Origin of the sequence: Paraburkholderia sp. 22099, from assembly GCF_052045835.1 — a bacterium.
GTDB classification, from domain to species: Bacteria; Pseudomonadota; Gammaproteobacteria; order Burkholderiales; family Burkholderiaceae; genus Paraburkholderia; species Paraburkholderia terricola.
The window spans coordinates 237,760-259,520 of sequence record NZ_JBQEPU010000005.1; the positions used below are offsets into that span (position 1 = coordinate 237,760).

Here is a 21,761-nt window from a genome sequence, read left to right on the forward strand (position 1 = left end):
AGGCTCGCGCAACGCCAGCGCGCGCTATCCGGCGACCTTGAGCACCAGCGCCGTATCGAGGTCGCGTTCGATTCGCACGAGGTCGTCCTTCATCTCGGCGAATTCGTTGGCGGAACACATCTGATGTCCGAAGGCGGCACGAAGGTGCCGCCTCACCTGCAACACCCGCGCCGCCGGATCGAAGACGTAACGCGACGAGAACTCGATGAAGCGGTTCTTCACCGCCGTATCGGCCGGCAAATCCGTCACGCGGACAAAGCGCGGCAACGTCATTTCCAGTGTCTCGTCGAACTCGCCGCCGATGCACGTCCAAGGCTGCGTCCGGGCAGGCTCGGCAAGCCACGCCTCGACCTGGGTGCCCATGCCGCCCGCCAAACTGGTCAGCGCCGGCACCGCCGTGGTTCCATCCGTCCACACGAAATGTTCCACCTTGCCCTGCATCGAGGTGGCGAAGGGTCCGTCCGTGGCCGCCACGTCGCCGGCGCGCAATTGCGCCGTGCCATGCAGACCCGTCTGCAATAGACGGCTCGCGGCAATCTGCTGGGTGCGCTGCCGCGTCGCGCGCCGCAGCGTATTGCGTTCGAGCTCGGCGGTGAAGCCCGCATCCTCCACGCGGTACGCATAGTTGGCCGCGCCGCGCTCGTCGATGTCGATCTGCAACCGCGCCGTGCGTTCGCGCGACTGCGCGGCCGGCGTGCGCGACACCACGCCCTGGTTCACCAGCAAGACCGGCCGGTCCATCGCGCCCGGCGGCAGATAGCCGAAACCCACGCCGCCCGCGGTCGTATCCGCGAACAATGAGAGTTCGGGCATCCAGACGATCGCGTGATTGATCGCGCTCGCTCCGTAGCCGGGCACGTCCGGCAAACCGTAGTACGGCCCGAGATTGAGCAGCACCGCCTCGCTGCGGATGCCGACCGCCGCCAGCAGCGCGCTATAGAGCGCGACGTGGTCCTTGCAGTCGCCATAGCGGTTGCGCAGGATGTCGATCGCCTTGTGCGGGATCGCCGCCGTCTCGCCGAGAAAAAGCGCCACGTAGCGAATGTTCAAACGCATCCAGTCGTACAGCACCTGCGCCTTCGCGCGCGGGTCGGCGGCTTGGGCCGTGAGACCCTGCGCGAGGCGGACGATCGCGGGGTCGCTCATCGTCGCGTCGAGCGCGGGGCCGCGATAGCGCGCGGCGAAGCTCGCGAAGTCGGGCACCGTCGATATCATCAGGCGATCGCCCCAGTTCGCGTAGCCGACCGCGCCCGCCTCGATGCGCGCATACGGACCGTGCCGGTAGTCGAACTCGTAGCGGGTGCGGCCATTCGCCGTGACCGGCGGCAGCGCGGCGTAGCCGCGCGCGTCGGCGTACAGCGGAATATCCGACGGAAGATCGAAGATCAGGCGCTGCATCTCGACCGGTTCGCGCGTCGGTTCCACCAGGTACGCGAACGTGCCGGCCTGCAAGGGCCGCGTGCGCGTCTTGCGAAACGCGAGATGCACGCGCGAGCCGGATTCGACGCCGGGAAAGATCACCGTGCGCAACACGCCGTTCTGGAAGCTCGGCGCGCCCGCCGAGCGCGGCTCCTGCACGTCGCGGATCGCCTCGGGACCGACCGGATGCGCGACGCCGTTCGGGTCGATCGTTTCGGCGCCGAGCAATTGCACCTGCTCGATGTCCTTGTTGAACCAGATATAGCGTTGCGCGATATCGTCGACGCCGCTCGTGGTATTTGCGCGCAATACCGTGTCGTCGTGCTCCTCGATGGAGCCGTCTTTCTGGATCGTGAAGAGATGCACGTCGCGCTCGATTGTGGCGGGCGCGAGATCGTTGGCGGATAACGCGGCGGGGCTGTCCTCGGCGAACGCGGTGGCTGCGCATAGGCAGAGTGATGCGATGAACAGCGCCTCGGACAGTGCGCCGAACAGTGCGCCGAACAGCGGGCCGAATAGCTGGCCGAACAGCGCGCCGGGCGTCGACCTCGCGGCCCGCCCGACGAGAGAGACGAACGCGCCGCCCCGCATCATGGGCGGCGCGCCCCGCCCCGCGCGCGCCATGCGCGCGGGCTCGAAGCAAACTCCGCGCGAAACGCGTGATTGAAATTCGACAGATCATTGAAGCCGCAATCGAGCGCGATATCGACGACCTTCGCGCCGCCGGCGCGCTCGTCCCCGACCTCGCGCAGACGCAGCGCAGCCGCACGCAAACGCGCCCGCAACAGGTATTGATGCGGCGTCACGCCGACCACGCGCTGGAACGTGCGCAGGAAGTGGAATTCGCTCAGCCCCGCCGCGGCGGCCAGGTTCGCGAGCGTATGCGGCGCGCCGGGCGTTTCGTCGATCACGCGCGCGATTTGCGCGACGCGCGACCAGGCCGTGGCGCTCGCGGACGGTTCCGGCCGCGTCAGCGCACCGGACGCGTTGAGCGCCGCGGCGGCCAGTTCAACGGCGAGTTCGTCCCACGCCGCTGCGCCGCTGCCGTCACCGCAAGCGCCGGCGCAAGCCCGCGCGATCAGCGGTGACAACGCGCGCAGCGACGGTAGGCGCGCGCGTTTGAAGTTCAGCTTGCCGCTCGCCACACCCGCATCGGCGGCCAGCCGCTCGAAGTACGCCGGCGCATAGCGAAACGCGATGCAGCGGTCGCCCGCCCCATGCCGGTGGCCGCATTCGAAGCAGTCGCCGGCGTTGCCGAGCAGCAGCGCGCCGGGCGTGAGCAGTTCGCGGCCCGGCGCGGTCCGATAGCCGAACGAGCCGGCCACCACCATCGCGATGCACACGCCGCCGTGCCGCTCCTCGAACGGCTGGTCACGCGGACCCAGCGTGCAGAGGACATCAGCGACGTCCCAGCCCGCGCCTTGGGCCAACCCGCGCGCGCCTTCCTGTTCGCGCCGCGCGAGCGCCTGCTGCAAGGTGACGGCAATTTTCCCCAAGATGCACCTCGGCTGAGTCCGTATCGTGGTTTTAGCACATCGGCGGCCGGCGCGGTTTTGCCGGTTTTCGCCCATTTCGCCGATGCCGATCCGATCAGAAACCGAAGGAGCACCCTGGATGAACACACTGGAACAACACCCGGAAAACGCCCTGCAAGATGGCTTTCACGCCGCGTTGAGCGCCCCCGCGCGAGCCGCCGACATCGACGCCGCCGACGACGTCTACGGCTGGCTGATCGGCAGTTGGGACATGGACGTCGTGCACTACCGCGTCGATCTCGGCAACGCGCGCCGTCGCGGCGAGATTCATTTCGGCTGGGTGCTGGAAGGCCGCGCCGTGCAGGACGTATGGATCATGCCGCCACGCGGCGAACGCCAAGACGGGCTCACGGTGAACGAGACGATGTACGGCACCACGCTGCGCGTCTGGGACCCCACACTGCGTGCGTGGCGCGTGACTTACCTCAATCCGCGCACCGGCCAGCGGGACGAGCTAACGGGCCGGCGCATCGGCGGCGAGTTGGTGCAGATCGGCACGCACGCCGACGGCACGCCGATTCGATGGAATTTCACCGACATCACGCGCGATTCGTTCCGCTGGACCGGCGTCGCGCTGGCAAACGACGGCGTGACGTGGACGCTAGAAGCCGAGTTTCATGCACGGCGCAAGGGTGCGTCGATGGCGAAGTGAGCACCGCTTTGCAAACGCGGATCGACAGGCCCGCGTCGCCGGCATCATTCGCTTTCCCCTAACTGGCTCAGCAAGGCCTGCAACCTCTCCACATGCCTGAGCAGCAAATGCCGATGCTTCTCGATCTGTTCCAGCCGGCCCGCGAGGTCGGCATGAATCGGATCGTCGAGATCGGCGGCGGCGATCACGTCCTCCACCTTCGAGCGCATCGACGCCAGTTCCACCGGCGCGTGACTCAGATGCCGCTCGAAGCGCCGCACGTCCTGTATCGCCAGGTCGCGGACCTTGCGGAAATACGCCTGACGCCGATGCGCTTCCGCGTCGACGCTCTCCTCCTCGGCGCGTTTGGCGGAACCCGACTGGCCGAATATCGGCTCGGGCGGCCGCAGCACCGTTTTCTTGCGCACCGGATGCGCCGTGCCGCGAAACCGCGCGAGCGGCCGCTCGTTGTCGATCGCCTCGCGCGCCTCGGCGGGGATGTCCGCTTCGCCGTGCGGCGCGTTCATCCAGCCGTGGGGTAGCCCCGTGACCGCCTCGATGCCGCGCACGAACTCCTCGCTGAATTCGCGCTGGCCGGACAGCATCAACTTCAGATAGCTCGCGGAGAAGGTCATCATGCGCGCGAGGCGAGTCGCCGCGCCGACCTCGCGAGTCAGCAGCACCAGGTTCGCCCGCCAGACCGGGAGCAGCAATTCGTCGGAATCTTCCATCGCTGGGTCTTCCATCTTTTTCGCCCGATGTAGGATAGCGCGTGCGTCACGCTTGCACGCGTCATCGTTTTGAAAGCGTAGCCGCTTGAACGCAGCGCATGCAATCCCCGCGCGCACTCGTCGCGGCGGTTGCGGCACACACCGCGCCGCGACCGCATTGCCGTAACAAGACCGCCATCACCGATTCAAGGATTTCGTAATGAAGCAAGTCATTCTCGCCCTCGCCGCAGCGGTGGCGTCCCTGAGCGCGATCGCTCCCGCTCAAGCCTATGAGCATCATCACCGCGTATGCCACAAGGTGCACGTTCACCATCATTGGGAAAAGCGCTGCCATTGAGGGTCATGCGCGGCCGGCGACGGTGTGCATCGAAAAGCCCCGCTCGACGCGGGGCTTTTTTTCAGGTTGACCAGGCGGACGCGGGCCGTGACATGCCGCGACGCTCTCTACGTTCGGCGCGAAAACGTCGGCGCGCAATCACGGACACATGCTGTTACACCTTGGCGGTGTGAGCCGACGCGAAGTTGCCGCTCGCGGAATGACGCAAGCGGCATCAGCCGCGTGGAGAAAGAGGGATAACGGGTGGAGGCGTAGCGAAGGAGTAGCGACGGCGAGCGCACCGTCACGCGGCCTTGACCCGCTCCAATGCCGTCGTGACGAGTGCTTCGAGCAAGGGCTCGACGCTGGCGGCAAGCGTTTCGTCATAGGCATAGGGAAACCGCTCTTCCATATACGTGATCTGCGACAGTTCGAGCTGCACCGCATGCACGTCTTGCGACGGCTGACCGTACTGCCGCGTGATATAGCCGCCCTTGAAGCGCCCATTGGCGACCGCCGAATATTCGCCATGCCGCTCGACCACGGCGGCCAATTCCTCGGCCAATCCCGCCACCGCGCTTGCGCCGTTCGACGTGCCGAAATTGAAATCCGGCAGACGTCCCTCGAAAAAACGCGGCACGTGCGAGCGAATCGAGTGAGCTTCCCATAACAGCACCTTGCCGTGCCTCGCCTTCAACGCGGCCAGTTCGTTTTTCAACGCATCGTGATAAGGCTTCCAGTAAGCATCGCGACGGCGCGCGACTTCGGCCTCGCTGGGCAGATGGCCTTCGAGGTACAAAGGCGCCTTGTCGAAGGTGTCGACCGGCAACAGGCCGGTCGTGTCCTGGCCGGGGTAGAGATTCGCGCCGTCGGGCGGACGGTTCAGGTCGATCACATAGCGCGCGTATGTCGGCGCAAGAATCGACGCGCCCATGCGTTTCGCGAATGCGTAAAGACGGTCGAGGTGCCAGTCGCAATCGTCGGTGCGTTGCGCGACGGGTGTCATCGTCGCGGCGATGTCGGCGGGAATCTGCGTGCCCAGATGCGGGATCGAGATCAGCAGCGGCAGGCTTCCCTGATGCAGCGAGAAAACCGGCGGAATGTTCGAAGCAGTCATGTCAGTCCCGAATCGATGGGATCGAAAAGAGTCGGTTATTCACTTGAGCAACTCACTTGAGCAACTCACTTGAGCAACTCGGCGAGCGCCACGCGATAGCGCGCATAAGCGCCCTCCTCATCGCGATGCCGGCGGCTTTCGACGACCTTGTCGCCACCGGCGTACACGTCGCGAATCGGCGTCTCGCCATGCTCGCAGAATACGACGCCCGAAAGCCAGGCGCTCGGCGCATGCTCGGCGATGCTCGAATGATTCGGGTCGAGCACGAGCCAGTCCGCGCGCCGGCCGGCTTGCAACGCACCGACCGCGCGGCCGGTTGCCTGCGCGCCGCCTTCGAGCGCGGCGTCGAACAAACGGTCGGCGACATGCGTGGCCTGCGCCGACGCCAGCACGTTGCGTTGACGGCGCGTCAAACGCTGGCCGTATTCGAGCAAGCGCAACTCCGAGCGCCAGTCGACGCCGATATGGCTATCCGAACCGACACCGATGCGCCCTCGCGCGTCGAGATATTCCTGCGCCGGAAAAATGCCGTCGCCGAGATTGGCTTCGGTGGTCAGGCACAAACCGGCGACCGCACCGCTCTTCGCGAGCGCCAGCGTTTCGTTCGCGTCGACATGCGTGGCATGCACGAGGCACCAGCGGCTGTCGACGTCGAAACGATCGAGCAGCCATTGCACCGGACGCGCGCCTTCGGTGTCGAGGCACGCGTCGACTTCGGCGGTTTGCTCAGCAATATGGATGTGAACCGGCGCGCTCCGTTCGATACCATCGAGCAACGCACGCAACGAATCCGCCGACACCGCGCGCAGCGAATGCGGCGCCACGCCATAGCGCAAGGCCGCGCTTTCCGGACGCGCCGCGCGCAGCGTGCCGAGCAAGTCGAGCAGACTCTCCGGCGTGTTGATGAAGCGCCGCTGATCGTCGCGCGGCGCGCGCGAGCCGAAGCCGCTGTACTGATACAGCACCGGCAGCATCGTCATGCCGATGCCGCTCGCCGATGCCGCATCCACCACGCGCTGCGCCAGTTCCGCCTGATTCGCATAGCGGCCGCCTTCGGGCGTGTGATGCACGTAGTGGAACTCGCACACCGACGTATAACCCGCCTTCAACATCTCGATGTACAACCACTGCGCGACGCTTGCGAGCCCTTCGGGCGTGATGCGCGCGGCGAAGCGATACATCAGGTCGCGCCAGCTCCAGAAGTTGTCAGTGGCGCCCGTGCCCGATGCGGCGCGGTATTCGGTGAGACCCGCCATCGCGCGCTGGAACGCATGCGAATGCAGATTCGGCATGCCGGGCAGCACGGGGCCCGCGGCTTGGGGCACGCCCTCGGGAACCGCCGTGTCGGGCGTCACGGATAGCAGAGTGCCGTTCGCGTCCCACTCCAACAGCACGTTGCGGCGCCAGCCGTCCGGCAAGTACGCGTGGTCCGCGAATAGGGACTGTGCCGGTTGCTTGGGTTGCTCAGATTGCTTCGGTTGCGTCATTGCTCGGGCCTTAGCTCAATTCACGCCGCGTATAAACGGTCTCGCCCGCGCGCACGACTCGCGCGCACAACGGACGTCCCATCCAGTAAGCCAGCTCGGCCAGCGAGTCGACCGGCCACACCGCGAAATCCGCCGCGCGCCCTGCTTCCAGCGCGCCGTGGATATCGGCCTTGCCGAGCGCGCGCGCCGCATGCGATGTCACGCCTTGCAGCACTTCGGGCACGGTCATGCGAAACAGCGTGGTCGCCATGTTCATCATCAGCAGCAGCGAGGTGGCGGGCGAGGTGCCGGGGTTGCTGTCGGTGGAAATCGCGATCGGCACCTCGTGGCGCCGCAGCAAGTCCAGCGGCGGCAATTGCGTTTCGCGAATGAAGTAGTACGCGCCCGGCAGCAACACCGCGACGGTGCCCGCTTCTTTCATCGCGACGACGCCGGCTTCGTCGAGGAATTCCAGGTGATCGGCGGACAGCGCACGATGACGCGCCGCCAAGCCGGCGCCGCCGCCGTTCGACAACTGCTCGGCATGCATCTTCACCGGCAGCTTGTAGCGCTCGGCGGCGTTGAACACGCGCTCGCTTTGCGCCAGCGAAAAACCGATGCGCTCGCAGAACACATCGACCGCGTCGACGAGACCTTCGTCGGCAAGCGCGGGCAGCATGACGTTGCACACCTCGTCGATATACGCATCGGCGCGGCCGGCGAATTCGGGCGGCAACGCATGCGCACCGAGAAACGTCGTGTAGACCGTGACCGGATAGCGCTCGCCCAACCGGCGCGCGACGCGCAGCATCTTGCGCTCGCTGGCGAGATCGAGGCCGTAGCCCGACTTGATTTCGACGGCGGTCACGCCTTCGGCCAGCAAGGGCGCAAGACGTGCGGCCGATTGGCGGAATAGCGAGTCTTCATCGGCGGCACGCGTGGCGCGCACCGTGGAGACGATGCCGCCGCCCTGCCGCGCGATTTCCTCGTAGCTGACGCCCGCGAGGCGTTGCGCGAATTCGTCCGCGCGCTGCCCGCCGTACACCAGATGCGTGTGGCAATCGACGAGGCCCGGCGTCACCCACGCGCCGTGCAGATCCTCGCGTGGCCAGGCGGCGTAGTCGGCGGGCAGGTCGGCGGTCGCGCCGAGCCAGGCGATCTTGCCGTTTTCAACGGCTATCGCGGCATCCGGCAGCGTATGCTGCGGATCGCCCTGCGGGCAAAGTTTCAGGTGATGCCAGACGGTTTGCTTCATCGCGTGCTCTTTGCAGCTTGTTGCGTTTCCGTGGTGATTCGCGTGTGCGCGTGGCGGAGTGCCGGGACGTACTCGCGAATCGTCGTCATCGTCGCGCGTCGTTACATGTAGCGGATGCTGATCGCGAGCACCGCGCCCGCGCCTTTGATCGTGCAAGGCAGCGCGTTGGGCGTATCGATACGCAGCGTGTCGTCCTGTTCGAGCGTCAGCGCTTGCCGGTCGGCCAGCGTGATTTCGACCGAACCGCTGGCGCAAAACAGCAACGCGACGTCCGCAGATACGGTGCGTGGCTGCATCTGGCCGCGCCACACTTCAAGCTCGCCCACCGCCGCGCCACGCCGCACCATCAGGTTGAAGTCGCGCGTCGCGCCGTTAACAAGGCGCGCGTCGATTCGTGCTTCACCGGCGAAACGCGCGACATCGAGCGGCTGCGCCAACGCATGCGTCTTCGCGGCATGCGCGTTTGCGCCGTCCGTTTCGTCGAGCAACATGCCCGCGCCGGACAACAGCACGAGCGTGCGATCGATGCCCACAAAGCGCGAGAACGGCCCGGCCTGCGCGACATCGGCGACGCTGACCCGCCACACGAAATCATCGTGCGCGGCGCCTTCGGGAAAGACCGCCACTTCACGTGTGACGCCGCCGCCGTTCTTCCACGGCGCCGCCACGAGATCGGCGCCGCGAATCAGTGCGATGCTTGCCATGCTGCCGGCGGGTGGGCTGCGAAGCGCCACGATCAACGGCCGAGCATCGGCAGATTGAGACCCGCCTCGCGCGCGGTTTGTTGAGCGAGTTCATAGCCCGCATCCGCGTGACGCATCACGCCGGTGGCCGGATCGTTGAACAGCACGCGGCCGAGGCGCTTGTCCGCTTCGTCCGTGCCGTCGGCGACGATCACGACACCCGAGTGCTGGCTGAAGCCCATGCCCACACCGCCGCCATGATGCAGCGACACCCACGACGCGCCGCCTGCCGTATTCAGCAATGCGTTCAGCAACGGCCAGTCGCTGACCGCATCCGAGCCGTCCTTCATCGATTCGGTTTCGCGATTCGGGCTCGCGACCGAACCCGTGTCCAGGTGATCGCGGCCGATCACGATCGGCGCCTTCAGTTCGCCGTTCTTGACCATCTGATTGAACGCTTGACCCAGGCGGTAACGATCCTTCACGCCGACCCAGCAAATGCGCGCCGGCAGACCCTGGAACGCGATGCGTTCGCGCGCCATGTCGAGCCAGTTGTGCAGATGCGGATCGTCGGGGATCAGTTCCTTGACCTTCGCATCGGTCTTGTAGATATCCTCGGGGTCGCCCGACAGCGCGACCCAGCGGAACGGACCCTTGCCTTCGCAAAACAGCGGGCGGATGTACGCCGGCACGAAGCCCGGAAAATCGAACGCGTTTTCAACGCCCATTTCCAGCGCCATCTGACGGATGTTGTTGCCGTAGTCGAGCGTGGCCGCGCCGCGTTCCTGCAACGTCAACATGGCCTGAACCTGCTTGGCCATCGACTGCTTGGCCGGCTTCACGATCGAATCCGGCGCGGTCTTCTGACGCTCGCGCCAGTCCTCGACGCTCCAGCCTTGCGGCAGATAGCCGTGAATCGGGTCGTGCGCGCTGGTCTGGTCGGTCACGCAATCCGGCGTGATGCCGCGCGCGACGCACTCGGCGAACACGTCGGCCGCGTTGCCGAGCAAACCGATCGACACCGGCTTGCCCGCTTTCTTGGCTTCGTCGAGCATGGCGAGCGCTTCGTCGAGCGTCCGCGCTTTTTGATCGACGTAGCGTGTCTTCAAACGGAAGTCGATGCGCGTCTCGTCGCACTCCACCGCGATCATCGAGAAGCCCGCCATCGTCGCGGCGAGCGGCTGCGCGCCGCCCATGCCGCCGAGACCGCCGGTCAGAATCCAGCGGCCTTTCGGGTCGCCGTTGAAATGCTGATTCGCGACCGAGAAGAACGTCTCATACGTGCCCTGCACGATGCCCTGGCTGCCGATATAGATCCAGCTGCCTGCGGTCATCTGCCCGTACATCATCAGGCCCTTGCGATCGAGTTCGTGGAAATGCTCCCACGTCGCCCAATGCGGCACCAGGTTCGAGTTCGCCAGCAGCACGCGCGGCGCGTCGGCATGCGTGCGGAACACGCCGACCGGCTTGCCCGACTGGATCAGCAACGTCTCGTCTTCGTTCAGGTCTTTCAGCGAGGCCAGAATCTGATCGAAGCAATCCCAGTTGCGCGCGGCGCGTCCGATGCCGCCGTACACGACCAGCGCATGCGGATGCTCGGCGACTTCCGGGTCCAGGTTGTTCTGGATCATCCGGTACGCGGCTTCCGCGATCCAGGTCTTGCAGGTCTTTTCCGCGCCGCGCGGCGCGCGGATCGTACGGGTGGGATCGAGACGCGGATCGATGTGCTTGGGGTTGTTCATGGTGGCCCTCGGAATGCTTGAAGAATGTTCAGGAGATGTGCGGAAAGTGGCGAAATCAGAAATGTCCGGTGAAGCGATAGCGGCTGCCGGGATGCCAGAGGTTGGCGATCGACGCAACCTGGCTTTGCGACCACGTGCGCCGATGCAGCACGAGGCAAGGTTCCAGTTCGTCCATGGTCAGCAGTTCGCGGGTATCCGCATCGGCGGCCAATGCCTCGATGCGGTACTCGACGCGCTGCAACGGCGCGACGCGCACGAGGTACTGATTCGGCGTGGTGTTCGTGAAGTCCTGCAACGCGTACTCGGGCGCGACCGCCGGGTTGACCCAGCGCTCCTCGAGTTGCACCGGCTCGTCGTTTTCGAAATGCAGCACGCGCGAATGAAATACCGGGCTGCCGGCGTTCACGTTCATTTCCGCGGCGAGCGCCTCGTCGGCGATGGTGGCGCCGATGTGCAGCACCTTCGCCTGATAGCGATGACCGCGCGCGACGATTTCGTCCGAGATGCTGCGGATCGCCACCAGCGTCGATTCGTACTTCGGGCGCGCGACGAACGTGCCGGAGCCCTGCACGCGCGTGAGCACCTGCTCCGAGGTCAGCTCGCGCAACGCGCGGTTCACCGTCATGCGCGCGACGTTGAATTCGCGCGCGAGTTCGTTCTCGGAAGGCACCTGGTCGCCTTCGGCCCATTCGCCCGCATGAATGCGCGCGAGGATGAAGTCCTTGATGCCCTGGTAAGCCGGTGCGTTCATGTTTGGCTTGGTCCGCGTGCCTGAAAGTCGCTCGATGGCGGGTGAAGTGATGGCTTATTGCTCGGAGGCGAACGAGAACGGGCTCAGCTTCGCGATCGTGCCGTTCTGCACGAGACGCGTCACCGCCGCGATGTCGGGTGCGAAGTAATGATCGATCTCGTAGTGCGCGACGTCCTTGCGCACCGCGTCCATCACTTTCTGCAAACTCGGGCTGGTCTTGTGCGGCGCGCGCAGATCGACGCCTTGCGCGGCGGCAAGCAATTCGATCGACAGGATGTTCGCGGTGTTTTCCGCGATGTCGCCGAGCTTGCGCGCGGCGAAGGTCGCCATCGACACGTGATCTTCCTGGTTCGCGGAAGTCGGCAGCGAATCGACCGACGCCGGATGCGCGAGCGTCTTGTTCTCCGACGCGAGCGCGGCGGCCGTCACGTGAGCGATCATGAAGCCCGAATTCACGCCGCCGTCGCGCACGAGGAACGGCGGCAGGCCCGACAGCGTGGCGTCGATCAGCAACGCGATGCGGCGTTCGGCCAGGGCGCCGATTTCAGCGGCGGCGAGCGCGAGGTTGTCGGCGGCGAAGGCGACCGGCTCCGCGTGGAAGTTGCCGCCCGACAGCACTTCACCCGTGTCCGGGAAAATCAGCGGATTGTCGGAGACGGCGTTCGCTTCGAGCAGCAGCACGTCGGCGGCATGGCGCATCTGGTCGAGGCACGCACCCATCACTTGCGGCTGGCAGCGCAGGCTGTACGGGTCCTGCACCTTGTCGCAATCGGCGTGCGAAACGTTGATGCCCGAGCCTTGCAACAGCGAACGGTAAGCAGCCGCGGCGTCAATCTGACCGCGATGGCCGCGCAGTTCGTGAATGCGCGCGTCGAACGGCTTGACCGAACCCATTGCCGCGTCCACCGACAGCGCGCCCGCCACCAGCGCGGTGCGGTACAGGTCCTCGATCGCGAACATGTTGTAAAGCGCGAGCGCAGTGGATGCCTGCGTGCCGTTGAGCAGCGCGAGCCCTTCCTTGGCTTGCAGCGTGAGCGGCTTCAGGCCGACCAGCGCGAGACCTTCGGTGGCCGGCATGCGCTCGCCCTTCGCGAACACTTCGCCGACGCCGAGCAGCGTTGCCGACATATGCGCGAGCGGCGCGAGGTCGCCCGATGCGCCGACCGAGCCCTTGACCGGAATCACCGGCAGCACGTCGGCGTTGTACAGCGCGATCAGCGCTTCCATCACTTCACGGCGGATGCCCGAGTGACCACGGCCGAGGCTCGACAGCTTCAACGCGATCAACAGACGCACCACCGGCCGCGACATCGGCTCACCCACGCCCACCGCGTGCGAGAGCACCAGATTGCGTTGCAGCAGTTCGAGCTGGTCGTGCGGAATATGCGTGCTGGCGAGACGCCCGAAACCCGTGTTGATGCCGTAGGCCGGCTCGCCCTTCGCGGCGATATCGGCGACGGCTTGCGCGCAGGCGTCGATCGCGGCGTGGCTGGCGGGATCGAGCCGCAGCGCGACGTGTTCGCGGGCGATGCGGCGCAGTTGCGGGAGGGTCAGGTGGCCGGGCTTCAGAGTCATCATGGTTGGGTTGTCCTGTCTATACAATTTGAGAGAAGTCTAGCCGCGCCGTCTTGTATATACAACCTGTTTTTAAAGCTGCCGGCCTGGGAGTTTCCATTAGGGTGCGATGTTCACAAGGCATGCGGGCGCTTGAACCGGCGTTTCGTTCGGCATTGCCGTTCGCATGGCCTTTGATCGAGATTGGCGTCAACTTGTATATACACGTCCAAAATACGCCGCGCCAGCGGGTCAATCAATCCGATGTCGCGCCGCCACGCGGATTCACCCGTTTAGAGAGTTATAGAAGAGTCCGCTCATGACGCAAAAAAGCCCGCGCTCAGGCGAGCCGCGGGCTTCTTCAGACGCACTCTCGCGAAGAACCGCTAGAGCCTCACCCGCGCCGCCATGAAATCCAGAAAGCACTGCACGCGCCCCGCCAACGACGCGCTCTGGTAATACACGGCGCTCACCGGCTGCCGCTCGTCGACGAGCACGTTGCCGAGAATCGGCACGAGCCGTTCCTCGCGGATGTCGGCCGCGGTCATGAAATCGGCGAGGCAGGCGATGCCCCATCCGCAAAGCGCCAGTTGCCGCAGCGTCTCGCCGCTCGATGCGGTGATCGCCGGCTCGATTTTCAGCGACTCCGCGCGGCCCTTTCTGCCTTCGCGCAGCGGCCAGCGATTCAGATGCTCGGGCGCGGTGAAGCCGATCAGACGATGCGCGCGCAACGCTTCCACCGAGCGCGGCTCGCCATATTCGGCCAGATACGCGGGACTCGCGACCACCCGCAGCTTGCTGCTGCCCAACGCTCGCGCATGCAAGGTCGAATCCTGCAAGGCGCCGATGCGGATCGCGATGTCCACCTTCTGTTCGAGCAGATCGACGATCCGCTCGTTGCTGGTCAACTCCAGCCGGATCTCGGGATACAACGCCGAAAACGCTTTCATATGCGGCGCAATGCAATGGAGCATGAACGGCGATGCGGCATCCACGCGCAGGCGCCCCGAAGGCCGCTCGCGTCCGCGTGTGACCGATTCCTCGGCCTCCTCCATCGCGTCGAGAATCGCGCGGGCGCGCCGCAGGAAAGCCTCGCCCTCCTCGGTCAATTGCAGACGGCGCGTGGTGCGCCGCACGAGCGCGGTGTCGAGTTTCTTTTCGAGGCGCGTGAGCGCGCGACTCACGCCGGACACGGTTTGCTGCAATTTCTCGGCGGCCGCCGTGATCGAACCGCTGTCGATCACGGTGACGAAAACCAGCAGTTCGTCGGTGGAAGTCTTCATTGTTGATTTCTAATCAAGATTGATTTGAGACTAACACGCTTTTTGCGAGAATCGAGCGGGCGGATACTGCGGGCCTGTTATTCGTGTTCCCTCCATTTCTCCCAGGAGAACGTCTTGAAGATTTTCATCACGGGCGCAAGCGGTTTTATCGGCGGTTCGATCGCGGCGCACCTCGTGCGCGCCGGACATCAGGTGCGCGGTTTGATCCGCAAGTCCGAACATAGCGCCGAGTTGCAACGCCTCGGTATCGAACCCGTTATCGGCACGCTCGACGACCGCATGCTGCTGATCGCCGAGGCAAAGGCCGCCGACGCCGTCATCAACGCCGCGAGCAGCGATCACGAAGGCGCGGTAACCGCGCTGATCGAAGGCCTCGCCGGGTCCGGCAAACCGTTCCTGCATACGAGCGGTTCGAGCATCGTCGGCGATGCGTCGGGCGGCGAGGCGGGTCAGGCGCGCGTCTATCACGAGGACGCGCTGCCCGAACCGACCGCCGACAAGGCGGCGCGCGTGGCGATCGATCGGCAGGTGCTCGAGTCGGCGCAGCGGAACATCCGCTCGGCGGTGTTGTGCAACACGCTGATCTACGGTCACGGCGCGGTGGCGGACAGCGCGAGCGTGCAGTTGCCGCGACTCGTGCGTCAGGCGCAAAAGAGCGGCGTGGTGCGGCACGTGGGCAGCGGCGGCAACATCTGGTCGAACGTGCATATCGACGACGTCGCCGAACTGTATCGCCTCGCGCTGGAGAAAACGCCGGCGGGCACGTTCTATTTCGTCGAAAGCGGCGAAGCGTCGTTCCGCGAGATGAGCGCCGCGATCGCGCGCATCATGAAACTGGGCGAGCCGCAAGCGTGGCCGCTCGAAGAAGCGCAGAAGGAATGGGGCTATGAAATGGCCTCGTATGGCCTCGGTTCGAACAGCCGCGTGCGCGGCGAGCGTGCGCGCAAACTGCTCGGCTGGGAGCCGAAACGCACTTCGGTGATCGAGTGGATCGAGCACGACATGATGTCCCCCACGGGGACTTCCTTCGGGGCGCCCCCCAAGGGGACTTCCTTCGGGGCGCAAGAGGCTTGAGGGACGTAAGCTGTGTAAGCGTCGGCGTTGCGAATCCGTAAGCTCCACTCGATAGAATCGCGCTCACCCGATAGTGCGATTCGACAATCCGTCTCGCACGTGAGCCCGGATTGCAACGATGACCTTGGCGCTGAACTTCGACTGGCTGACCAACCTGCTGGCGATTCTTTTTGTCGTGGCGTGCCTCTACGACGCACGCTACGACGAATACGGCACGTTGACGCTGTCGGCGGCCGCGATGGGTCTCGTCGTGATGGCGATCGAAGTGTTCCTCAGGCCCGCTTTCGACATGGCGCTTTGAGCGGCCATTGAGCCATATCGACTCGCAATCCGGCTTATTCGCGCCGGCTTTACGATGGGCGCGTGGCGTCGATGTGCACGACGTCACGCGCTTTTCCTGCATCTCGCTTCCTGCATTAGCCGCACGCCGCGCAACCGCCGTGCGCTTTCTCCTCATAGCGATCGTGATGCTTGACCCAGTCGGTCAGATTGCTCGCTTCGTTGCGGCCCTTCGGCGTCACGTCCAGATGCGCATATGTGTTGATGAAGCGCTCGTCGCCGCGGCCGTAGCAGGAATACGTGTGATACACGTCGCCCTTTTCGTCCTTGTAGAACACGCTGTGGCCGTGTTGCTCGTCGATGCCGACGTCCTGTTCAGTGAAATTGTAGAAGCCCTTCTTGCTCTCCAGTTCCTCGGGCGTAAACGACACGTGATAGTCGAAATTGAAATCGCTGCCGCTCGACGACACCCACGGGAACGTCCATCCCATGCGTTTTTTGAAGGCTTCGATTTTTTCGAGCGGCGCATGCGATACGGTCACATACGACACATCGTGATGTTCGAGATGCGTGACGATACCGACCATGTGATCCGAGAGGAACGAGCAGCCAACGCAGCCTTCTTCCCAGTCCGGTCCCATCATGAAGTGATAGATGATCAACTGGCTGCGGCCCTCGAACAGATCGGCGAGTGTCTTGCGGCCCTGCGGCGTATCGAACACGTAGGTCTTATCGACCTTCACCCACGGCAGCGCGCGGCGTTTGCGCGCAAGCTCGTCGCCGGCGCGCATGTGCGCTTTCTCTTCGGCTAATAGCGCCCTGCTGGCGGCCAGCCATTCTTCTCTCGTGCCAACTCGATGTTGCGGGTCCATGTGCGTCTCCTTTTCAGAATGACTCTGCGCGATGCGGATTCGCATCACGCAACTTGCGCGATTTCACGCAATGTCAGGCGAAATAGCGTTCCAGCAATTCGTGGTCCAAGGACTGCTTCGGCGCCGCCCGCATGCATCCGCTTCATGATTTGCGCCTGTTCCGTCCTGGCGCGGAAGACTTTCGCGGACGTGGCGTCGAGCCGCCACCGCGAGATGAAGCCGGACTGGGCGGAGGTGGCGCTTCCTCCTCTTCGACTAAAGCGGCGAGACGATCGAGCGATTCGGACCAGAAGTGCTGATAGCGGCGCAGCCACTCCATCGCCTCTTCCATGGGTCCGGCGGAGAGCCGGCACGCAACCGTGCGGCCGGTCTTGCTGCGCGTGACGAGACCGGCGTCGGACAGCACGTCGAGATGTTTCATCACCGCCGGCAACGACATGGCGAACGGCTCGGCGAGTTCGCTCACCGACAGTTCGTTGCGCGACAAACGCGCGAGCAGCGCACGCCGCGTGGGGTCCGACAACGCGGCGAAGGTGCGATCGAGTAGCGCTTCGTTAAACTTAACCATGAGGTTAAGTATAGAAACGCGAATGCGGATGTCAAGGACAGGTCCGCACGTTATCGAAACATGCGAGAACACGAGAAGGAGAACGCGGCATAAAAGACATGCGGCGCGTCGCAAACAAGGCACTGCAACGCGCCGCATCGAGATGGAGAACAACCGGCTACACGCTGGAGCAAAACGGCAAGCGTCCTGCCCTCACGTCACTGCAATACAACCAGCAAACTCCGTGCAAGGGCTCGAGCGGAATTCAGATCGCCCAACCGCCCAGATAGAAACCCGCCAGCACCACGGCGATCACCACCGTGCCCACATTCAGCTTGCGATACTCGCCGCTCACCACGCGGCCGATCACCAGCGTCGCGAAGCCGAGCATGATGCCCGTCACGATGTTGGCGGTCAGCACGATGAACACCGCGCACATCAGACCCGACATCGCGTCGACCATGTCGTCCATGTGCAGCTTGCTGACGTTCGAGAGCATCAGCAGACCCACGTACATCAGCGCGGGCGCCGTCGCATACGAAGGCACGAGGCCGGCGAGCGGCGAGAAGAACATCACGACGAGGAACAGCAGGCCGACCACCGCCGCCGCCATGCCCGTCTTGGCGCCGGCCGCCACGCCCACCGTCGATTCGATGTAGGCCGCGGCCGGCGCGCCGCCGAGCAGGCCCGAGAAGATCGAGCTCAACGAATCCGCCGTCAACGCGCGGCCGCCGTTGATGATGCGCCCGTTTTCGTCGAGCTGGCCCGCTTGTCCCGCGACCGCGCGGATCGTGCCGGTGGCGTCGAACACCGCGGTCATCACGAGCGCCAGCACGCTCGGCAGAACGGCCATCGAGAGCGCGCCCTTGAGGTCCATCGCGCCGATCAGCGACGCATGGCCCGGCGCGCTCAGGGACGGCACCGCGAACACACCATGAAACGACACGGCCGGATCGATCAGCAGCGCGAGCGCCGAGATCGCGACGATCACGATCAGGATCGAGCCCGGCACGCGGCGGCGCACCAGGCCGAAGATCGCCGCGAGCCCCGCCACCGACATCAACGCCGGCAGCGCCGTGATATGACCGAGCGACACCGGCAGACCGGCGCCCGGATTCTTCACGACCAGGCCGACCTCGTTGGCGGCGATCAGCAGCAGGAACAGGCCGATGCCGATGCCCGTGCCGTGCGCGATGCCCGTCGGCAGATTGCGCAGAATCCACGAACGCACGCCGGTCACCGAAATCGCGGTGAACACGACGCCCATCAGGAACACCGCGCCGAGCGCGACGTTCGGCTGCAAGCCCTTGCCGAGCACGAGGCCGAACGCGGTGAACGCAGTGAGTGAAATCGCGCAGCCGATCGCGATCGGCAAACGCGCCCACACGCCCATCAGCAGCGAGCCGAAGGCCGTGGTCAGGCACACGGCGACGAACACCGCGCTGGTGTCGAAGCCCGCCTTGCCGAACATGCCCGGCACGACGAATACCGAATAGACCATCGCGAGGAAGGTCGTGATGCCGGCGACGATTTCCTGACGCTGCGAACTGCCGCGCGAGGAAATTTCGAAGTAGCGGTCGAGCAAGCCTTTACCGTCGAATGATTCGGCGCCGACTTCGGAAATCGGCTGGGCGTGGGGTTCCATCATGATGAATGCCTCCTTTATCAGCGTGCTGAAACGGCCGCCGATGCGGGCGTCGTCAGGTTCGTCTCGTGGCGTTGGTTCAATGTGTGCGGCTCGTTGTCGTGTCGAAATGTAGGCCAACACAAATATGTCTCCCATCGCATGAATGGCATGCCCGACATGTCGCGACGCTTATATCGTCCAAGCGGCGGCGAAGCGCGTCGGCGGTCCGCGCGTTTACACCTACGGTTTGTCATGGAAGCGTGAAAGGCCGTTGTGGGCTTGGGGAAGAGACGCAGCCTGGCAAAACCGGGACCGGCCGACGCCGCGGGTTACACTCTGGCCCGTACCTGTCTAACCGCGGCGGTCCACAGCGCCCGCCCGCACCGGCCCACGGAGTCCTTCTTGATGAGCGGCGGTTTTTCGCGTCCTGCCTGGCGTCTTCTGCTTCTTGCTGTGTTTGCGATGTTCGCGCTGTCCGGTTGCGGCAGCTTGCTGTGGGGCCCGCAGCAGGCGCCGATCGTCGAGGCCACGATCATGCCGGTCGAGCCGGCGAGCGCACCCGTCGCGGCGTCCGAGCCCGAACCGGTCGAAACCGAGACGGCCGGGCCGGAGCAGCCGAGAAAGCCCAAAAAGCCGGTCGTCAAGCCGCACAAGGTCGAGCCGCCGCCGCCCGTCGCCGCACCCGCGCCGCCGCCTCCACCGCCCCCGCCGCTGATCGTGCTGCGCACGATCGAGCGCAACGACGCGCGCGCGCTGCTCGACAGCGAAGTGCAGAAGCCCGACGGCAAGGTGGTCGGCCGCGCGGTCGACATGACCACCGACGCGCTCGGCAAGCCGCGCGAGATCGTCGTCAATCTGCAGGGCTTCCTCGGCGTCGGCGATCGCAAGGTGATCTTCCCGTGGGGCGCGTTCCGCTTCACGCCGACCGCGAAGAGCGCGCCCATCACGCTTAATCCGACGGCCGCGCCGACGCCCGTGGCGAAGGCCTCCCCTGTGCAATTGCCGCTGATCGACACGACCGTCGAGCGCTCGAACGGCGGCAAGGTCGGCCGCGTGATCGACGTGCTGATCGACGCCAACGCGCAGCCGCAAGCGGTCGTGCTCGACGTCAACGGCATGGTCAGCACCGAGCGGCGCACGATTGCCGCGAACTGGTCGGCGCTGCGTTTCGTCACGAAAGACAAGGAACTGCATCCGCTGCTGGATCTGAGCGACGCCCAGATCAACGCGACGCCGCCCTACGCGAGCGACAGGCCGATTCGCGCGGTGTCGCCCGCGCCGCCACCCGCGCCGCCCGCGGCCGCTTCCGCGGCTCCCGCGGCGGCTGCCTCTGCGGCCACGGCCATCGCGGTTTCCAACGCACGGGCGGCCCGATGACAGGCCGCACTCTGGTAACCGCGCGCAGTCTGCGCGCGCTCGATTGGCTGAATTTTTTCGTCGCCAACGTGCAAACGGGTTTTGGGCCGTTCATCGCGTCGTATCTCGCGTCGCATAAGTGGACGCAGGGCGAGATCGGCATGGCGCTCTCGGTGGGCACGATCAGCGCGATGGTGAGCCAGGTGCCGGGCGGCGCCGCCGTCGACGCGTTGCGCAACAAAAAGGGCGCGGCTGCGTGGGCGATCATCGCGATCATTCTGAGCGCGGTGCTGCTGGCCGCGAGTCCGACGGTGCTGCCGGTGATCGCCGCCGAGGTGTTCCACGGCTTCGCCAGTTGCATGCTGACGCCGGCACTCGCCGCGATCTCGTTCGCGCTGGTGGGGCGCGCGAATCTCGGCGACCGGTTGGGCCGCAACGCGCGCTGGGCGTCGATCGGCAGCGCGGTCGCGGCCGGGCTGATGGGCGTATTCGGCGAATACTATTCGCCGCGCGCGGTGTTCTGGCTGACCGCTGGGCTCGCCGTGCCCGCACTGATCGCGCTGACGATGATCCAGCGCACCGACACGATCGAACTGCCCAAGGCCGGTCCGACGCCGCAGCAGATCGAACGGCGCGAGAGCCTGCGCGAATTGCTGCGCGACAAGCGGATGCTGCTGTTCGCGGCGTGCATCGTGCTGTTCCACTTGTCGAATGCGGCGATGTTGAATCTTGCCGCGGGCGAAGTGACGGCCGGCATGGGCGACAACGTGCAACTCGTGATCGCCGCGTGCATCATCGTGCCGCAAGCAATCGTGGCGATCATGTCGCCGTGGGTCGGGCGCTCGGCCGAACGCTGGGGACGCAGGCCGATCCTGCTGCTTGGCTTTTCGGCGCTGCCGATACGGGCGTTGCTGTTCGCGGGGATCAGCAGCCCTTATCTGCTGGTGCCGGTGCAGATGCTGGATGGGCTGAGCGCCGCGGTGTTCGGCGTGATGCTGCCGCTGATTGCCGCCGACGTGGCCGGCGGCAAGGGCCGGTATAACTTGTGTATCGGGTTGTTCGGGTTGGCGGCGGGGATTGGGGCGACTTTGAGCACGACTGCTGCTGGGTTCGTGGCCGATCATTTCGGCAATGCGGTTAGCTTTTTTGGCCTGGCCGCAGCCGGGGCGCTGGCGGTCTTGCTGGTGTGGGCGGCGATGCCGGAGACGCGGGACGCGGCGGCGGAGGATGGGGCGCCGGTGGCTGGTGGGGGGAAGTCGGCGGTTAGGTAGTGGTTTTGCGGTTTTTTTTGCCTGCTCGGCGGTTTTGGTGGTGGTTGTTGCTTTGTTGGCCTTTTCTTGATTTGTTAGTGGTCTATTGGCGTTGCCCCTGTGCGGGGCGGCACCTACTTCTCTTTGCCGGCCGTGTACAGACCGGAGACATGGTTGACGAACGTGCGAGGACATCGTTGACACTTTATGGTCAGCGGTTTTCGCTCCTCAGGTCAAGGGTGAGGATGCGGTGATGGGCAAACCAGAATTCAA

20 protein-coding genes are annotated in these 21,761 nt (G+C 65.2%); 6 read left to right on the forward strand and 14 right to left on the reverse strand.

Going from position 1 to position 21,761, the window contains the following annotated elements; genetic code table 11:
* Positions 1–24: 24 nt before the first annotated feature.
* Entirely contained in the window at positions 25–2,013 is a 1,989-nt protein-coding gene (locus ACTJLC_RS07530) for a DUF3857 domain-containing transglutaminase family protein (protein WP_310132330.1), read from the reverse strand.
* Positions 2,010–2,915 carry a helix-turn-helix domain-containing protein gene (locus tag ACTJLC_RS07535; RefSeq protein ID WP_310132333.1) on the reverse strand — a complete coding sequence of 302 codons (906 nt, stop codon included), beginning with the start codon at positions 2,913–2,915 and terminating at the stop codon, positions 2,010–2,012. The genes ACTJLC_RS07530 and ACTJLC_RS07535 overlap by 4 nt, the downstream gene beginning before the upstream one ends.
* Before the next feature lie 118 nt (positions 2,916–3,033).
* On the opposite strand from ACTJLC_RS07535, the gene ACTJLC_RS07540 reads away from it, so the two are divergent.
* Positions 3,034–3,606 carry a hypothetical protein gene (locus tag ACTJLC_RS07540; RefSeq protein ID WP_073432462.1) on the forward strand — a complete coding sequence of 191 codons (573 nt, stop codon included), beginning with the start codon at positions 3,034–3,036 and terminating at the stop codon, positions 3,604–3,606.
* A 44-nt stretch (positions 3,607–3,650) separates the two neighbouring features.
* On the opposite strand, the gene ACTJLC_RS07545 is transcribed toward ACTJLC_RS07540, so the two are convergent.
* A complete protein-coding gene (locus tag ACTJLC_RS07545) occupies positions 3,651–4,316 on the reverse strand; it encodes a hypothetical protein (RefSeq protein ID WP_073432461.1) in 666 nt (221 codons plus the stop codon).
* A gap of 199 nt (positions 4,317–4,515) precedes the next feature.
* Here ACTJLC_RS07545 and ACTJLC_RS07550 point away from each other — a divergent pair, with 199 nt between their 5' ends.
* On the forward strand, positions 4,516–4,653 hold the full coding sequence (locus tag ACTJLC_RS07550) for a hypothetical protein (protein WP_167363319.1): 138 nt from the start codon (positions 4,516–4,518) through the stop codon (positions 4,651–4,653).
* 283 nt (positions 4,654–4,936) lie between these two features.
* Here ACTJLC_RS07550 and hutG read toward each other — a convergent pair whose 3' ends face one another.
* The 8 genes from hutG to ACTJLC_RS07590 form a co-directional block, all read right to left on the reverse strand.
* Complete coding sequence (gene hutG, locus ACTJLC_RS07555; protein WP_073432460.1) at positions 4,937–5,749, reverse strand: N-formylglutamate deformylase; 813 nt, start codon at positions 5,747–5,749, stop codon at positions 4,937–4,939.
* Between the two features lie 65 nt (positions 5,750–5,814).
* Positions 5,815–7,236: a formimidoylglutamate deiminase gene (locus ACTJLC_RS07560; protein ID WP_073432459.1), complete on the reverse strand. Its 1,422-nt coding sequence runs from the start codon at positions 7,234–7,236 to the stop codon at positions 5,815–5,817.
* A 10-nt stretch (positions 7,237–7,246) separates the two neighbouring features.
* Positions 7,247–8,470: an imidazolonepropionase gene (hutI, locus tag ACTJLC_RS07565; RefSeq protein ID WP_073432458.1), complete on the reverse strand. Its 1,224-nt coding sequence runs from the start codon at positions 8,468–8,470 to the stop codon at positions 7,247–7,249.
* A 101-nt stretch (positions 8,471–8,571) separates the two neighbouring features.
* Positions 8,572–9,174 (reverse strand): HutD/Ves family protein, encoded by a 603-nt coding sequence (locus ACTJLC_RS07570; protein WP_073432457.1) that lies wholly within the window; start codon positions 9,172–9,174, stop codon positions 8,572–8,574.
* Positions 9,175–9,206: 32 nt separating this feature from the next.
* Positions 9,207–10,895, reverse strand: coding sequence for a urocanate hydratase (hutU, locus tag ACTJLC_RS07575; protein ID WP_073432456.1), 1,689 nt, complete (start codon positions 10,893–10,895; stop codon positions 9,207–9,209).
* 55 nt (positions 10,896–10,950) lie between these two features.
* Positions 10,951–11,646 (reverse strand): histidine utilization repressor, encoded by a 696-nt coding sequence (hutC, locus tag ACTJLC_RS07580; RefSeq protein ID WP_073432455.1) that lies wholly within the window; start codon positions 11,644–11,646, stop codon positions 10,951–10,953.
* A gap of 54 nt (positions 11,647–11,700) precedes the next feature.
* Positions 11,701–13,224, reverse strand: coding sequence for a histidine ammonia-lyase (gene hutH, locus ACTJLC_RS07585; RefSeq protein ID WP_176035801.1), 1,524 nt, complete (start codon positions 13,222–13,224; stop codon positions 11,701–11,703).
* Positions 13,225–13,586: 362 nt separating this feature from the next.
* Entirely contained in the window at positions 13,587–14,483 is an 897-nt protein-coding gene (locus ACTJLC_RS07590) for a LysR family transcriptional regulator (protein WP_073432454.1), read from the reverse strand.
* Between the two features lie 114 nt (positions 14,484–14,597).
* On the opposite strand from ACTJLC_RS07590, the gene ACTJLC_RS07595 reads away from it, so the two are divergent.
* Positions 14,598–15,557: an NAD-dependent epimerase/dehydratase family protein gene (locus tag ACTJLC_RS07595; RefSeq protein ID WP_073432453.1), complete on the forward strand. Its 960-nt coding sequence runs from the start codon at positions 14,598–14,600 to the stop codon at positions 15,555–15,557.
* A 118-nt stretch (positions 15,558–15,675) separates the two neighbouring features.
* Entirely contained in the window at positions 15,676–15,858 is a 183-nt protein-coding gene (locus ACTJLC_RS07600) for a hypothetical protein (protein ID WP_073432452.1), read from the forward strand.
* 115 nt (positions 15,859–15,973) lie between these two features.
* Here the strand turns inward: ACTJLC_RS07600 and ACTJLC_RS07605 are convergent, their stop codons facing one another.
* From ACTJLC_RS07605 to ACTJLC_RS07615, 3 genes are all read right to left on the reverse strand, one after another.
* Positions 15,974–16,708 (reverse strand): DUF899 domain-containing protein, encoded by a 735-nt coding sequence (locus tag ACTJLC_RS07605; RefSeq protein WP_073432451.1) that lies wholly within the window; start codon positions 16,706–16,708, stop codon positions 15,974–15,976.
* Positions 16,709–16,850: 142 nt separating this feature from the next.
* Positions 16,851–17,276, reverse strand: coding sequence for an ArsR/SmtB family transcription factor (locus ACTJLC_RS07610; RefSeq protein WP_073432450.1), 426 nt, complete (start codon positions 17,274–17,276; stop codon positions 16,851–16,853).
* A gap of 244 nt (positions 17,277–17,520) precedes the next feature.
* On the reverse strand, positions 17,521–18,903 hold the full coding sequence (locus ACTJLC_RS07615) for an NCS2 family permease (RefSeq protein WP_073432449.1): 1,383 nt from the start codon (positions 18,901–18,903) through the stop codon (positions 17,521–17,523).
* 384 nt (positions 18,904–19,287) lie between these two features.
* Between ACTJLC_RS07615 and ACTJLC_RS07620 the strand changes: the two genes are divergently transcribed.
* Both ACTJLC_RS07620 and ACTJLC_RS07625 read left to right on the forward strand, forming a co-directional pair.
* Positions 19,288–20,259, forward strand: coding sequence for a PRC-barrel domain-containing protein (locus tag ACTJLC_RS07620; RefSeq protein ID WP_073432448.1), 972 nt, complete (start codon positions 19,288–19,290; stop codon positions 20,257–20,259).
* Positions 20,256–21,509: an MFS transporter gene (locus tag ACTJLC_RS07625; protein ID WP_073432447.1), complete on the forward strand. Its 1,254-nt coding sequence runs from the start codon at positions 20,256–20,258 to the stop codon at positions 21,507–21,509. The genes ACTJLC_RS07620 and ACTJLC_RS07625 overlap by 4 nt, the downstream gene beginning before the upstream one ends.
* The last annotated feature ends 252 nt before the right edge of the window (positions 21,510–21,761 follow it).